The sequence below is a fragment of the Gynuella sp. genome, from assembly GCF_050297175.1.
In the GTDB taxonomy this organism is placed as follows: domain Bacteria; phylum Pseudomonadota; class Gammaproteobacteria; order Pseudomonadales; family Natronospirillaceae; genus Gynuella.
Map to the genome: position 1 here is coordinate 176539 of NZ_JBNKSF010000026.1, position 14006 is coordinate 190544.

A 14006-nucleotide genomic window follows, 5' to 3' on the forward strand; every position below is an offset into this window, starting at 1 on the left:
TTTAATAATTCTGAAAAAAAGGGATTTTTTAAAATATTTTTTAAGTGGTTCTAAACTAAATAAACGGCAATATTCTTTTCTTTAAGCTGTGTAATGATTTCTGGATCGGCATCTTTCCCGGTTATAACAATATCGAGTTCATCAAGGCTGAAAAGCAGTACTCCTCCGATCACTCCTATTTTGTCACTATCAATCAATGCAACAATCTTATCGACGTGTTCGACCAGTTTTTTTTCTTCCATAAATGCAAGCAGACCTGATTTGGTCAGCCCGGCTTCAGTGATGCCATCGCCGCTGCAAAACAAATAACGACCCTGATAGTTTTTGTGTTTATCAGGTGAGACGAGCAGATTTTGGTTTTTGACATATTGGCCACCCAGAATAATCAGGTGTGGAAAATCTTCAGTAATCAGATAAGTCGCCAATGGCATATAGTTGGTATAGACCTGGATGTTGCGGCTCAGCAAATAACGTCCCATTAAAAAAGTCGCGGCACCTTCACTGATAAATACATTGTCTTTCTCCATACACAATTCGACAGCTTTCCGGGCGATACGATCATTTTCGCTGACGTTATAAATATCGGACATCTTTGGGTACAGGCTTTTTAGCGCATGATCGTTCTGGTGCAGCTCTATGGCTATCCGCTCAGCGCCATTGCGGACTTTTTTGAGTTTTTTGCCTTCATCCAGTTTTGTGATGTCACGACGGATTGTAGCTGGGGATTTGTCGAGAAAATCCACCAGCTCACCCACGGTGGCTGAAGTGTGTTCGGACAGATACTGCAGGATTTTTCTGTGTCGGCTACTTTCATTCATGGCAACTGCTTATTTTTTGATCTGTTTTGGTGGGTAATGATTATATCTGATTATTTCAATTTTCCTACCAGATTATGTCAGTCAAAAATGATCTATTTTGATTATTTTTGACTATTTTTCGAAATAAGTGCTTATTTTGGCCGAAATTTTCACTTTTGATTTTTGTTAAATTTGACCATTTTTGAGCAGATGCTGTAATTTTCTGAGCAACAGTCATTAGGAGATGATTGTGAAAGGTACCAATTTAATAACAAAAGAAATGGTCCTGCTGGATATCGAAGCACCCACTAAACAAGAACTGATTCACCATCTATGTGGTCAGCTTTTTTTAGTCAGAAGAACCGACTCGCCGGCATTGCTTTATCAGGATGTGATTAGCCGTGAAGAGAAAGTCAGTACTTTTGCTGGTGCTTCAATGGCAATACCGCATGCGTTGAGCCAGTACATCAGCGAACCGTCGCTGTGTTTTGCCCGTGTGAAAAGTGATGGGTTCACATGGGATGGTGCAGATGAAGCTGTACGCTTTGTGTTCATGCACGTGGTGCCGGTTCAGAGCAGCGATTTGCAACGGCTGCGGGAAAGCCAGTCAAAGGTATTTTCCGCGATTGCTGAGCTGATCACTCTGACCGATGTCCAGTCTATGTGGGCCGAAACCGGGGATAAAGACGAAATTTTGTCCAGCTTATATAGCGCTTTTGGACGACACGGAATATCCGAAGCGAAGTAAGCAATCCTTCAATAACAATAATTTGAGGAATACTTTATGTCGCAGACAAACAACTTGAAAGTTGGCGTCCAGAAAGTTGGACGTTTCCTCAGTGCCATGGTCATGCCGAACATCGGTGCGTTCATTGCCTGGGGCCTGATTACCGCTCTGTTTATTCCAACGGGCTGGTTGCCCAGTGAAACACTGGCCGCATTAGTTGCTCCGATGATTAATTATCTCTTGCCTCTGTTGATCGGTTATACCGGTGGCAAACTGGTTGGAGGTGACCGTGGAGCGGTTGCCGGAGCGATTACCACCATGGGCGTCATTGTTGGTGCAGATATTCCAATGTTCCTGGGCGCAATGATCGTTGGTCCTTTGGGCGGTTATGTCATCAAAAAATTCGATCAAATGGTTCATGGCAAGGTGAAAGCCGGTTTTGAAATGCTGGTCAATAATTTCTCTATTGGCATTCTCGGCATGATTACCGCACTGCTGGCTTATGTGGTCATTGGCCCGGTGGTTCAGGTATTGACCCAGGGGCTGGGAGCCGGAGTTGGTTGGATCGTCGACCATAAGTTATTGCCACTGGTGTCTATTATTGTTGAGCCGGCCAAAATCCTGTTCCTAAACAATGCCATCAATCATGGTGTGTTCACTCCCTTGGGGGCTGAGCAGTCAGCAGCTGTGGGTAAATCTATTTTTTATCTGATTGAAACCAACCCCGGGCCAGGTCTGGGTGTGTTGTTGGCCTTTATGCTGGTTGGAAAAGGTGCTGCCAAATCATCTGCTTACGGTGCTTCCATTATTCATTTCCTTGGCGGTATTCACGAAATTTATTTCCCCTATGTATTGATGAAACCTCGTTTGATTCTTGCAGTAATCGCCGGGGGTGTAACGGGCGTGACTGTAAACATGATGTTTGGCAATGGTTTGGCGGGTCCGCCATCTCCTGGTTCTATTTTTGCGTTGACACTGATGTCTACCAAGGGGGTTGGCATTCTGTTGACCTGGGCGTCCATCGCTGCCGCGGCAGCCGTTTCCTTTGTTGTGGCGGCCATTTTTATTCGTATGGATAACACTGAAACTACTGATCTGGCGGCAGCTCAGGCCGATATGGCGGCGATGAAAGCCGAATCCAAAGGCGCCGCATTGTCCTCCTCAAAAGTGCAAAAAATAGTTGTTGCTTGTGATGCTGGTATGGGGTCATCGGCAATGGGCGCGACTGTTTTGCGCAATAAAGTCAAAGATGCCGGACTGGATATCGAAGTGATCAACCTGGCTATCAATGATTTGGCAGATGCCGACATTGTGATTACGCAGGCGGAGCTAACCCCTCGGGCACAGCAGAAGTTACCTGCTGCTCAGCATTATAGTATTGGCAACTTCATGGATGGCGCCTTCTACGACGATCTCGTCGCCCGTTTGAAAGCCTGAACTTGTCTCATAAGGGCCTTAACAAAAAATCGTTAAGGCCTGTCTTCTTTTATAGTCAAAAACTCGGAGAAAGATATGAAAACGGCTGTTCAGATCGGGGCGGGCAATATTGGCCGGGGGTTTATCGGTATGCTGTTGTCCCAGGCTGGATACAAAGTGATATTTGCAGATGTGCAAAAAGAGGTGGTGGAAGCCCTATCAAAGTGTTGCCGATACACTGTCGAAGTGGTCGGGGAAAGCCGACAGTTCGTTGAAGTTGGTCCGGTCGATGGGGTGGATTCCAACAGTCAGGCATTGATTGATGCGTTGGTTGATGCGGAATTGGTGACCACGGCTGTTGGGCCGAATGTTCTGAAGTGGATTGCACCTGCTCTTGTTCGTGGTATTGAGCAGATGGTACAGAGTGGCCGTACTAAGCCATTGAATATTATTGCCTGTGAAAATGCGGTTAGAGCGACCTCTCAGTTAAAACAGTTGGTGTTGGAACAGTTGCCGATTGAGCTGCCGCCGTGGGTGGCATTTGTTGATGCGGCAGTTGATCGTATTGTGCCTCCGATGGACAAGACACACGATGTTTTGGCTGTCAGAGTGGAAGAGTTCTGTGAGTGGCTGGTGGAAAAATCAGCCTTTGCCGGAGAGGTACCGGATGTTCCTGGTATGACGGCCGTGGATAATCTGGAAGCCGGTGTAGAACGCAAGTTGTTTACGCTCAATACTGGTCACGCCGTTTGTGCATGGGTTGGTCAGTATCTTGGGTTTAATACCATCGCTGAAGCCATTGCTGACACGCGGGTCAACGCAGTGGTGCGTGCTGTTATGGGGCAATCCGGCGCGGCGCTGATCGCCAAACATCATTTTGACCCCGCTGCGCATCAAGCGTACATCGATAAAATCATCAAGCGTTTTGAGAATCCGTATATCGTTGACGATGTTGCACGAGTTGGACGTCAGCCGATTCGTAAGTTGAGCCGTGGAGAGCGCATTGCAAGCCCATTATCGACCGCGCTGTCATTTTCGCTGCCGGTGGATAAACTTTTATTGGGCGCTGCTGCGGCTATGCATTTTCACAACGATGAAGACCCGCAAGTGTCGGAAATACATGAATTGATCAAACAAAAAGGTGTTGCTGAGGTGTTTGTCGAGTTGTCCGGAATCGGGCAGGGAGAGGTTGTGGCGGATATGTATCAGCATATGGAACAGTATTTGTGAGAAGAGTGCTCTGATGAATTGGTTGATGTAGTACATGGCGATCATCAGAGCTTGGTTTATTTATCAATAGCAGGAGTGGCCATGTCTTTTTTTAAGAAAATTTTTTCCGGTAAGCATCAGACTGACGCTTCGGAACCCACGGCACCGGCCAGCCCGGAAGTAATGACTGAGTCGGATCCTAAGCCCGGATTAACCATATCACTTGATGATATTCTGATTCGACAATCTGTCGCATCAAAAGATGAGGCACTCAAGTTATTGGCTGAGCAAATGTTGAAAAGCGGTTATGTGGCTGCCGATTACAGTAGTGCATTGAAAGCCCGAGAGGCACAGGTCAGTACCTACTTGCTCAATGGTGTTGCGATTCCTCATGGTAACGCTGAAGCGAAAAACCTGGTGCTTAAAACGGGGATTGTTGTTGCTCAGTTTCCGCAGGGGGTAGAGTGGAATGATCGCGGCGAGACGGTGCATTTGGCTGTGGGAATTGCCGCTAACAGTGATGAACATCTGCAAGTTCTAAGTAAGCTGACCAATGTGGTCATGGATGAAACCCTGGCTAAAAAATTGGGTAGTACAGCCAGTGCGATTGAAATTGCCGAAGCCCTGGGGCAGGACGTAACCCATGAGACAATAGCAACGGCTGAAGATTTTCCATGTTGTCGTCAGGTCAGAATTATTGATAAGGCTGGCATGCATGCTCGCCCCGCAACGCTGTTGGCTGAACAGGCCGCAGAATACAGCGATACCGACATTCGTATTCGTTTTGGCAATAAAGCTGTGAATGCTAAATCGATGGCGTCGATTTTGACCCTTGGTGCCAGCTTTGAGGACGAGTTGGTCATTTCTGCCCAGGGACCTCAGGCGGAAACAGCAGTATCTCATTTGACCGATATGCTGGCCCAGGGATTAGATAATGACGCAGAGGTCAGTGGCAATGCCAGTTACAATCCATTGCAAGGGCTTAAGTTTATTGAAAATCCTCAAGGGCGATTGGTTATTAAAGGTGCAGCGGCTTCGCCAGGTATTGCCTGCGCGGGCATCTATGTATTTAAGGAAGAAGAGCTGCATCTGCAGAAAACTGCGACTGACCCTAAAGAGGAACTTCTGGCGCTGGACACTGCATTGAACAGGGCATTCGATCAGTTGAACGAGCTTTACCAGCAGATGCAAAAGTCTGCGCCGGCTGACGCGGCTATTTTTAAGGCTCAACAACAGCTGTTGCGAGATGATTCTATTGTGGCCACGGCTAAAGACATTATTCGGGAAGGTTATAAAGCAGCCTGGTCCTGGGATCGGGCATTAAAGGACCAAATAGCAGCGCTTGAAGCGCTTGAAGATGAGCGCATAAAAGCGCGCGCTGCAGACATGTATGACGTTGCCCAGCGTGTGGCGCGAATTCTGGAGAACAAAGGAGACGGCTTCCAGTTTCCCCATGATCGGGATTTTATTCTGGTCGCGTCAGAGCTGACGCCCTCGCAAACGGCCTATCTTGATCAAGTACCGATCAAGGCAATATGTACCGAGCTGGGTGGCCCCAATAGTCATATGGCGATTCTGGCCAGAGCGCTCGGCATTCCGGCAATTGTCGGGACTGGAACAGGGCTTTTGGAACGACTTACGGATGAGCAGACCGCAGTGCTGGACGCACAGTCTGCAACGTTGGTCGTTGAGCCAGACGAGCAAACCCGGGTGCAGGCAGATCAATTGATCCAAGCCTGGAAAGATATTCAGGATGTGGAAAATTCCCAGAAATTTGAATCAGCCGTGACAACTGACGGCGTTGGTATCGAAGTAGTCTGTAATATTGCTAAACCACAGGATGCTCAATCTGTGCTCGATAATGGTGGAGAGGGTGTTGGTCTGCTCAGGACTGAATTCATGTTTGAAGCCTCTACCGTAGAGCCGACAGTTGATGAGCAATTCGAATCGTTGAAGCAGATCGTCTCCGTGTTGGGAAGCCGACAGTTGATTGTGCGGACGGCAGATATTGGTGGTGACAAGCCAGTGTCCTGGTTGCATATGCCTCATGAAGATAATCCTTTTCTGGGGGTGCGGGGAATACGGTTGTCACTGCGTAATGAGGCCATGTTCCGTAATCAGCTGAAAGCCATATACCGGACAGCAATGTGGCAGCATGAACAACAGGTGTCGTCCGGCATTCACATTATGTTTCCGATGATCGCCAAGTTATCTGAGTGGCAGGTGGCGCGGGATATTGCTGAACAGGTCCGCCAGGAGCTGAGTGCTCCGGTATTACCGCTGGGTATTATGATCGAAGTGCCATCGGCAGCGCTGCTGGCTGATCATCTGGCCAAAGAAGTTGATTTCTTTTCCATAGGCTCCAACGATCTGACTCAGTACACACTGGCAATGGATCGTCTGCATCCACAATTGGCAGCAGAAGCGGACAGCTATAGTCCGGCGTTGTTGAAACTGATCGACATGACCGTCAAGGCAGCCAAGGCTCACGGTAAATGGGTGGGGGTCTGTGGAAATATGGCGGCAGACCCGGATATGGCCAGCATTTTGGTGGGGTTGGGGGTTTCAGAACTATCTGTCAGTCCAGCCAATGTGCCGGCTGTGAAACTGCTGATTCGTTCTGTTGCTCATGCCAAACTGCATGAAAAAGCTACTAAGGCCCTGCAGCTTGGCCACTCCCGCGAAATCCGTAAGCTCTACGAAGATCGCAGCGATTTACTCTGAAGTCATTAATAAGACCTGGCAGGTGCCAGGTCTTGAATTAAAAAGGTTTGACTACCACCAGAATGACAGTACCGATCAAAATAAATACGGGAAGCTCATTAATCACCCGATAGAACTTGTCGCTTTTGGTATTACGATCAGCGCGGAATTGTTTCATCAGGTAACTGAGCCAGTGTTGATAGCCAATCAGCAGTACTACCAGCAGTAATTTGGCATGTAGCCAGCCTTGAGAAAGCCATCCCGGGTTTAGCCACAATAACCAGACACCCAGAACCAGGACTGCGATTTCAGATGGCACCATTATGCCCCGGTAAAGCTTGCGCTCCATGATTTTAAAACGTTCCCTGCCAGCTTCATCATCGGTCATGGCGTGATAGACGAATAGTCTTGGCAGGTAAAAGATACCGGCCATCCAAGTGACAACGGCAATGATGTGTAAAGCTTTAATCCACAGATAAAGCATTAGTTTCTCCTCTCTCGTAGCAATCTTTTCATAAATTATGGGGCAGACTTCGGTGCCGTTGTGTCTGCTTCTGGTGTTTGCTGTTCAGCGTCCTGTTCTTCTTTATGTTGTTTCCTCAGGCTTTCACGCAGAGTGCGCTCCAGCAATTGAGAATAAATGGGGCGGCCTCCGAGCAACTGGGCCAGCATAGTGGCCCCCAGACAGGTTATCAGCAATGGCAGGATAAGATGATAATTATTGGTCATTTCAATCACCAGTGTGATGCCTGTCAAAGGCGCTCTCACGGTTGCGGCGAATAGCGCCCCCATACCTGCAATCGCAAACGTGCCCGGTTCTATGCCCATCGTCGGAAACAATGCCTGAGAGGCCAGCCCGAAAAATGTACCAAACAATGTCCCTATGGCGAGCATAGGCGCAAAAATGCCTCCAGGAGCACCTGAACCGAAACATACAAGAGTCAGGAATACCCGGCCAATAAATAGTGCCAACAGGATCATCAGACTGTAGGCGCCATTGGTGGCTTGAGGAATAAGTTGCAGTCCACCGCCGGTGAGTTCTGGAATATACAGCAACAAAATTCCGAATGAACCACCAATGAATGCTCCAATACTGAGTCGCCGCCAGAGACTGCCCCGATAGAGGTGAGCAAAATAGTCGAGAGTTTTTACGACCATTTTATTGAACAGTACTCCCATGATGCCAAACAGAATTCCCAGCACCAGATAGAGCCAGAGACTCTGCAGTTCAGGTGGCTCGTAGCTTGGCATGATGATGACTGCATCCTGGCCGTGAATGATACGGAATACAATATTGGCGGTGATGGATGCCAGGAACACCGCTTTAATGGCAATCAGGCTGTACTTAAACTGGGGTCGCATCTCTTCGATGACAAACATGGTGCCTGCCAGAGGTGCATTGAAGGCGGCTGAGAGACCTGCGGCAGCGCCAGCGGCCAATAATGAATGTTTGCCCTCTTCGCTTTTCAAACGAAATATATCTGACATCATACGACCGATATTTCCGCCCATTTGAACAGTGGGGCCTTCTCGCCCCAGAATCATCCCTGAGCCCAGCGAGCCAAGACCACCAATAAATTTGACCGGAAGTACCCGCCACCAGCGGACCGGACGTAGATTATCCATGGCTCCTTCTATCTCTGGGATGCCCGAACCGGCGGCTTCAGGCGCAAACCTCTGAGTCAGGTAATAGCCAATGCTGGCCAGTGATGCACTGATCAGAAAGGCAAAAAACCAGACAACCCAGGCGGGCAATGATTCGCGTATAAAGTCTGTTCTGTGTGCAGCAATGGCATGAACACCAATTTCAAAATAGCTGCCGAACCCCCCAACCACAATGCCGATAATTGAGGAGAGTATCAGTATAGAAAGGGGGGTTTTATCCTTGTTTAGAAATCTTCTGACAATATTACTGGGTTGCTCAATATTACCGCTGCCGGAAGGTGTTGATTCCTTATTAGCACTACTCATGATTGAATTGAAATCCACAAATGTTTGAAATAACTGGATATGCTGCTGAAGCCACAATGACATGTACCATGACAATACCAAAAACTGGCGACAAGACAGTTGATATATATCGGTTCAGTCAGCATGAGACCTGACATGATAAGAAGAAACGTAGCTGTTCTCCGTGAGTGCCAGTATAGCGGTATTCAAGTAAATATGACAAAGCTGTCATAGCGGCAGAGATGAAGTGTTAGGAGGGCATAGAGTTGTTATGATGGCCAAGCTGGTGTGGTCATAACCGAATCATCTGTAGACGGTCAGTTTTACTACTTTTTTCCAGAAGAATGTGTCGACTCGGTTATACTGAATGGCAGGGCTTCTAGTAACTAATAATAAGTGAGATGTTTAGAACATAATGGCTAGAGTGAAAGGTAGCAAACAAAAACGTTTGGTAGTTGGGTACTACCATCCCTGGTGGAAATTTTTCAAAGCTGTTTTGATGCTGATATTACTTTCAAGTGCTGTCTTGGGAGGGTATTGGTACGGCCACGACCGCAAGCTGAGCTTTGACGATGACAACCATAAAGATGAGCAGATTGTAAATTTGCAATCTCAGGTGAAAGATCTGACCCGGCAATTGGAAAGTGCTGTTTTCAGAGCTGCGACCGCCGAAAAAGGTGCTGAAGTGGACAGAGTCGCAAGTCAGAAAAATCAGCAGACGATCAAAGTTCTGAAAGATCGGGTGGCAACTCTGCAGGAAGAAGTTACGCTGTATAAAGGAATTATGGCTCCTGCCAACAACAGCAGTGGTTTGCGGATACAGGAAATGAGTATTACGCCGACAACAGACCTTTCACGTTTTCGTTACAAGTTGATGTTGACGCAGGTGGGTGATAACAGTCGTTATATCCAGGGATTTGTTAAAGTCAATATTCTTGGGCAGAGCGATGGAGAAAAACAGACTATTCCATTAAAAGATGTTTCTGAAGAAGTGGATAAAACCGATATCAAATTCCGGTATCGATATTTTCAAGAAATAAGAGGCGAGCTTAATCTTCCAGAGGGCTTTACACCTGAGCAGATTCAGGTTGTCGCGCAGGCAACCGGAAACAAAGCTGCCAGAGTGGAAAAGCTCTATGATTGGAAAGCTCTGGAGACAGGCAGCAGTGTGGGGCAATGATAAAAACGTGAAACATGACATAACCATAATCTCAAACAATTCTGAAGTCGTAGGCGATCTGAAAGTGAAGGGTGAGCTGCATGTCGATGGCAAGATAACCGGGAATATCCTTGCTGAAGACGATTCTGCGGCAGTCGTGAAAATCAGCGATAAAGGAATTATTGAGGGCGAAATTAAAGCTCCTAAAGTGATTGTCAACGGTACGGTTAAAGGTGACATCTACTCTTCCGAGCATATCGAGCTGGCCCAGAAAGCCAATGTGGAGGGAGATGTTCACTATAAAATGATGGAAATGGTTTTAGGGGCAAAGGTAAATGGTAAATTGCTGCATCGTGATGATGCCAAGCCAAAAAAAGGGCTCTTCTCGGGGAAAGGCAATGACAAAACTGTGTTAAGTCTGCCTGAATCTCAAAACAATACTTGATGGTTGCACTAGGGTTTAGCGATAATAAATTTTCATTATCATAAATTTATTGGGTTATATGAGCGAAGCAGAATCGATTATCCTGACTGACGCCGCAGTCAACAAAATAAAGCAGCTGGTGGAAATGGAAGATAACCAGCACTTGATGTTGCGGGTATTTGTGACCGGAGGCGGGTGTGCAGGGTTCCAGTATGGCTTTACATTTGATGAAGAGCAGGCGGAGGATGATACCTGCATCTCCAAAGGAGGAGCATCCGTTCTGGTGGATATGTTGAGTATTCAGTATCTGGCCGGTTCCGAGTTGAATTATATCGAAGGGCTTGAAGGAGCCCGATTCGTTATCAACAACCCCCAGGCAGAGACAACCTGTGGATGTGGCTCTTCCTTTTCAATTTGAGCGAATAAGTCTATGAAACTCGTATTATCGGTGTGGCTTTCGATGGTTTGTGTTATGGGATGGGCTGAGGACGAAGCACCGAAATACTACATGGCTGAAATTGAAAGCCATAACACCAATGAGATTTATTCAATTCTAAAGCGAGCGGAAGATCTGATGTCTCATCAGTCCGGGTTTCAACAGCAGGTTCCCATCGCGTTGGTATTACATGGCGATGAGGTTGAAACGTTTTTGCACGAGAACTACCAGGCCAATAAAGAAATCGTTGATTTGGCAGCCAAACTCGATGCTTTTAATATAGTCGATATTCAGATCTGTGAAACCTGGATGGGAGAGCATGGTATCAGCCGTGAACAGCTTCCCCCGTTTGTAAACACTGTTCCTTATGGCCCTGCTAAAGAAGAAGAACTTAAAAAGCAGGGCTACATCTATTTTTAATCGGCTTTGGCAAAGCCATTGGTCTCGAATGATGCCAGCTGTCCAAGCATGTTCGTGGCATGACGTTCAAAAGCGACTTTCAGATTCTTTTTGATGGGTTCTGCGCTGGGTAGCTTAACCGTTACCGGGTTGACCGGCACGCCATTGACTCTAAACTCATAATGGAGATGAGGGCCGGTTGCCAGACCGGTCATACCTACATAGCCAATAATCTGCCCTTGCTTTACCATCTTTCCTGACCGGGTTGACTTGGCAAATGCTCTCATGTGTGCGTAATAAGTAGAGTATCTTTGGCCGTGCTGAATAACGACGACATTGCCATACCCCCCTTTTTTGCCAGCATACGTAATTTTACCGTCGCCTGCTGCCTTAATCGGTGTACCGCTTGGTGCTGCATAGTCGGTACCTTTATGGTTGCGGATTTTGTTAAGAATTGGATGCTTCCTGCCAAGACTAAATGGTGAGCTAATGCGGGTAAATTCAACCGGAGTACGCAAAAAAGCTTTTCTCATAGACCGACCATTAGGGCTATAGAAATCGGAATGTCCCTTGTCATCCGTGAAGCGTACGGCTGCATACTCTTTTCCATTGTTGGTAAACTTGGCCGCGAGTATCGGGCCATAGCCCAGAAATTGACCATCCAGAAATTTTTCCTGATAGATAAGGCTGAAGCTGTCTCCGGATCTGATATCAAGCGCAAAGTCGATATCCCAGCCGAAAATTTGAGCCAGTTCCATAGTGAGCGCATCAGACATTCCTGCCTGTTGTCCGGCCAGAAATAAAGAAGAGGTGATGGCCCCTCCTGCATAGCGGGTTCTGTACTCAGGTGTTCTTTCCAGAGTTCGGTGGTTGAAGCTGCCATCCACATAGTCAAATCGCTCCGTTACCAGAGGGGATTTGATATAGTTAATGCCAACCAGCTCTCCATCCGGATTTTTCTCAAACACCATTGTTTCACCAGGGTGAATATTTCTTAGCAACTCTTTCTGATGCTTGTCGGCAATCAGCTTTAACATAATCTGTGGAGATACCAGCGCCTTATCAAATAGCGTAGAAAGGCTGTCTCCGAGAACAATTTCAAATGTTGCAAAACTGTTTGCAGGCAGTTGTTCAGTAACATTTGGTTCCTGTGGGAAATCGGGAAGCACCAGTGATACCTGCACGGGATTAGATGGTTGTGGCCAATACATGATAAAAATAGAAAGAAGGACCAGGGCACCAATGCTTAAACGGTGTACTTTTGGAAGTTGTGTAATTGACTGTAACACTCGAAACTCTCAATAACTTGTTTCACAAAGATTAACAACATTGGTTTTTTGTTAAAACCCTTCCGTTGTAAAACTGATTTATCTTTTCCCATGTTCTTAATTTAAGCGGACACAGTGATATAATGCGCGCCTTTTTTCGAGTGAACTGTGGGAACACACATGAATGATGTTAATCGGTCCCTGGAAATCATCAGGCGAGGAGCTGCCGAAATACTGCTTGAAGATGAACTGATAGAAAAACTAAAAAAGGGAAAAGCATTAAAGGTAAAAGCCGGTTTTGATCCAACGGCACCAGATCTTCACCTGGGACATACTGTTGTATTGAATAAAATGAGACAGTTACAGGATCTCGGGCACGAGATAATGTTTCTGATTGGTGATTTCACCGGTCTTATTGGTGATCCCTCCGGAAAAAATGCCACCCGTCCACCGCTATCGCCCGAGCAGATTCAGCAAAATGCTGCAACTTATAAAGAACAGGTGTTTAAAATCCTGGATCCGGAAAAGACTACTGTTTGCTTCAACTCCGAGTGGATGGAGCAGTTGGGAGCAGACGGTATGATCCGACTAGCCGCCCAGCATAATGTAGCCAGGATGCTGGAACGTGAGGATTTCAAGAACCGCTATAAATCAGGCCAATCAATTGCTATTCACGAGTTTCTGTATCCATTAGTACAAGGCTACGATTCTGTTGCGATGAAGGCAGATATTGAGTTGGGTGGAACGGATCAGAAATTTAATCTGCTTGTTGGTCGGGAATTACAGAAGAACTACGGCCAGGAACAACAGGTTGTCATTATGATGCCACTACTGGAAGGCTTGGACGGAATTAAAAAAATGTCCAAGTCTCTTGGGAATTATATTGGCATAACCGATGCCCCCGGAGAAATGTACAACAAAATTCTGACCATGCCGGATTCTCTGATTTGGCGGTATTTTGAGCTGTTGTCCTTCCTGAGTCTTGAGCAGATCGAGCAAATGAAACAAGACGTTGAAACCGGACGAAACCCCCAAGAAGTCAAGGATATACTGGCTCGTGAACTGGTTGAGAGGTTTCACGATAGAGAGTCCGCAGAAAGTGCTCATAAAGGGGTGGGTAATACTGTAGTGGAGGGAGAAATCCCTGAAGGTTGTCCGGAAATCGATCTGGCACTGGAAGATCAGACTGAACTTCCTATCAGTGCTGTTTTGAACAAAACTGGGCTGGCCAACAACAGTGCCCAGGCTCGAGATATGTTAAAAAATGGCAGCATAAAAGTTGACTGGGCTGTGGTGGATTCTTCCTTAAAGTTACCTGCTGGAGTTTTCTTGATTCAGGCTGGAAAAAAGAAAATTGCAAAGGTGACCTTAAGTTAAAAAAAAGAATTGACGGGGCGTAAAAAGAGTTTAGAATTCGCGCCCCTTGTCACCGAGACGTCGCATAAAGACGGCTTGAAGATCAGTTGAGATTCGAAGGTAAGTGATTGAATTTCAACAAAAAATCTTCAAAAAAAAGGT

The 14006-nt window shown here is 46.7% G+C and carries 13 protein-coding genes; 9 read left to right on the forward strand and 4 right to left on the reverse strand.

From position 1 onward, the window contains the following. Window positions 1-50 precede the first annotated feature (50 nt). Complete coding sequence (ulaR, locus tag ACQY6I_RS09765; RefSeq protein ID WP_428241299.1) at window positions 51-818, reverse strand: HTH-type transcriptional regulator UlaR; 768 nt, start codon at window positions 816-818, stop codon at window positions 51-53. A 229-nt stretch (window positions 819-1047) separates the two neighbouring features. Here ulaR and ACQY6I_RS09770 point away from each other — a divergent pair, with 229 nt between their 5' ends. From ACQY6I_RS09770 to ptsP, 4 genes are all read left to right on the forward strand, one after another. Further along, window positions 1048-1545 (forward strand): PTS sugar transporter subunit IIA, encoded by a 498-nt coding sequence (locus tag ACQY6I_RS09770; RefSeq protein WP_428241300.1) that lies wholly within the window; start codon window positions 1048-1050, stop codon window positions 1543-1545. 36 nt (window positions 1546-1581) lie between these two features. Then, a complete protein-coding gene (locus ACQY6I_RS09775) occupies window positions 1582-2961 on the forward strand; it encodes a PTS mannitol transporter subunit IICB (protein ID WP_428241301.1) in 1380 nt (459 codons plus the stop codon). Window positions 2962-3036: 75 nt separating this feature from the next. Continuing rightward, entirely contained in the window at window positions 3037-4170 is a 1134-nt protein-coding gene (locus ACQY6I_RS09780) for a mannitol-1-phosphate 5-dehydrogenase (RefSeq protein WP_428241302.1), read from the forward strand. Between the two features lie 81 nt (window positions 4171-4251). Further along, complete coding sequence (gene ptsP / locus ACQY6I_RS09785; RefSeq protein ID WP_428241303.1) at window positions 4252-6873, forward strand: phosphoenolpyruvate--protein phosphotransferase; 2622 nt, start codon at window positions 4252-4254, stop codon at window positions 6871-6873. 37 nt (window positions 6874-6910) lie between these two features. On the opposite strand, the gene hemJ is transcribed toward ptsP, so the two are convergent. Together hemJ and clcA are read right to left on the reverse strand one after the other, a co-directional pair. Further along, window positions 6911-7336, reverse strand: coding sequence for a protoporphyrinogen oxidase HemJ (gene hemJ / locus ACQY6I_RS09790; RefSeq protein WP_428241304.1), 426 nt, complete (start codon window positions 7334-7336; stop codon window positions 6911-6913). Window positions 7337-7371: 35 nt separating this feature from the next. Further along, a complete protein-coding gene (gene clcA, locus ACQY6I_RS09795; RefSeq protein ID WP_428241305.1) occupies window positions 7372-8823 on the reverse strand; it encodes a H(+)/Cl(-) exchange transporter ClcA in 1452 nt (483 codons plus the stop codon). A gap of 394 nt (window positions 8824-9217) precedes the next feature. Between clcA and ACQY6I_RS09800 the strand changes: the two genes are divergently transcribed. The 4 genes from ACQY6I_RS09800 to ACQY6I_RS09815 are packed head-to-tail and all read left to right on the forward strand — an operon-like array spanning window position 9218 to window position 11241. Continuing rightward, window positions 9218-9982, forward strand: a complete 765-nt coding sequence (locus tag ACQY6I_RS09800; protein WP_428241306.1) for a DUF6776 family protein — start codon at window positions 9218-9220, stop codon at window positions 9980-9982. Continuing rightward, window positions 9939-10406, forward strand: a complete 468-nt coding sequence (locus tag ACQY6I_RS09805) for a bactofilin family protein (protein WP_428241307.1) — start codon at window positions 9939-9941, stop codon at window positions 10404-10406. Before ACQY6I_RS09800 ends, ACQY6I_RS09805 begins: the two co-directional genes overlap by 44 nt. Window positions 10407-10464: 58 nt before the next feature. Further along, window positions 10465-10803, forward strand: a complete 339-nt coding sequence (erpA, locus tag ACQY6I_RS09810) for an iron-sulfur cluster insertion protein ErpA (protein WP_428241308.1) — start codon at window positions 10465-10467, stop codon at window positions 10801-10803. Between the two features lie 12 nt (window positions 10804-10815). Beyond that, entirely contained in the window at window positions 10816-11241 is a 426-nt protein-coding gene (locus ACQY6I_RS09815; protein ID WP_428241309.1) for a hypothetical protein, read from the forward strand. Here ACQY6I_RS09815 and ACQY6I_RS09820 read toward each other — a convergent pair. Next, window positions 11238-12509, reverse strand: a complete 1272-nt coding sequence (locus ACQY6I_RS09820) for a peptidoglycan DD-metalloendopeptidase family protein (protein WP_428241310.1) — start codon at window positions 12507-12509, stop codon at window positions 11238-11240. The genes ACQY6I_RS09815 and ACQY6I_RS09820 overlap by 4 nt on opposite strands. Before the next feature lie 159 nt (window positions 12510-12668). Between ACQY6I_RS09820 and tyrS the strand changes: the two genes are divergently transcribed. Further along, on the forward strand, window positions 12669-13865 hold the full coding sequence (tyrS, locus tag ACQY6I_RS09825; protein WP_428241311.1) for a tyrosine--tRNA ligase: 1197 nt from the start codon (window positions 12669-12671) through the stop codon (window positions 13863-13865). Window positions 13866-14006: the final 141 nt, after the last annotated feature.

Bases quoted from the DNA above. Each gene is read 5' to 3' on its own strand.
- ulaR (WP_428241299.1), bottom strand. From the start codon at position 818: ATGAATGAAAGTAGCCGACACAGAAAAATCCTGCAGTATCTGTCCGAA.
- ACQY6I_RS09775 (WP_428241301.1), top strand. From the start codon at position 1,582: ATGTCGCAGACAAACAACTTGAAAGTTGGCGTCCAGAAAGTTGGACGT.
- ACQY6I_RS09780 (WP_428241302.1), top strand. From the start codon at position 3,037: ATGAAAACGGCTGTTCAGATCGGGGCGGGCAATATTGGCCGGGGGTTT.
- ptsP (WP_428241303.1), top strand. From the start codon at position 4,252: ATGTCTTTTTTTAAGAAAATTTTTTCCGGTAAGCATCAGACTGACGCT.
- hemJ (WP_428241304.1), bottom strand. From the start codon at position 7,336: ATGCTTTATCTGTGGATTAAAGCTTTACACATCATTGCCGTTGTCACT.
- clcA (WP_428241305.1), bottom strand. From the start codon at position 8,823: ATGAGTAGTGCTAATAAGGAATCAACACCTTCCGGCAGCGGTAATATT.
- ACQY6I_RS09800 (WP_428241306.1), top strand. From the start codon at position 9,218: ATGGCTAGAGTGAAAGGTAGCAAACAAAAACGTTTGGTAGTTGGGTAC.
- ACQY6I_RS09805 (WP_428241307.1), top strand. From the start codon at position 9,939: ATGATTGGAAAGCTCTGGAGACAGGCAGCAGTGTGGGGCAATGATAAA.
- erpA (WP_428241308.1), top strand. From the start codon at position 10,465: ATGAGCGAAGCAGAATCGATTATCCTGACTGACGCCGCAGTCAACAAA.
- ACQY6I_RS09815 (WP_428241309.1), top strand. From the start codon at position 10,816: ATGAAACTCGTATTATCGGTGTGGCTTTCGATGGTTTGTGTTATGGGA.
- tyrS (WP_428241311.1), top strand. From the start codon at position 12,669: ATGAATGATGTTAATCGGTCCCTGGAAATCATCAGGCGAGGAGCTGCC.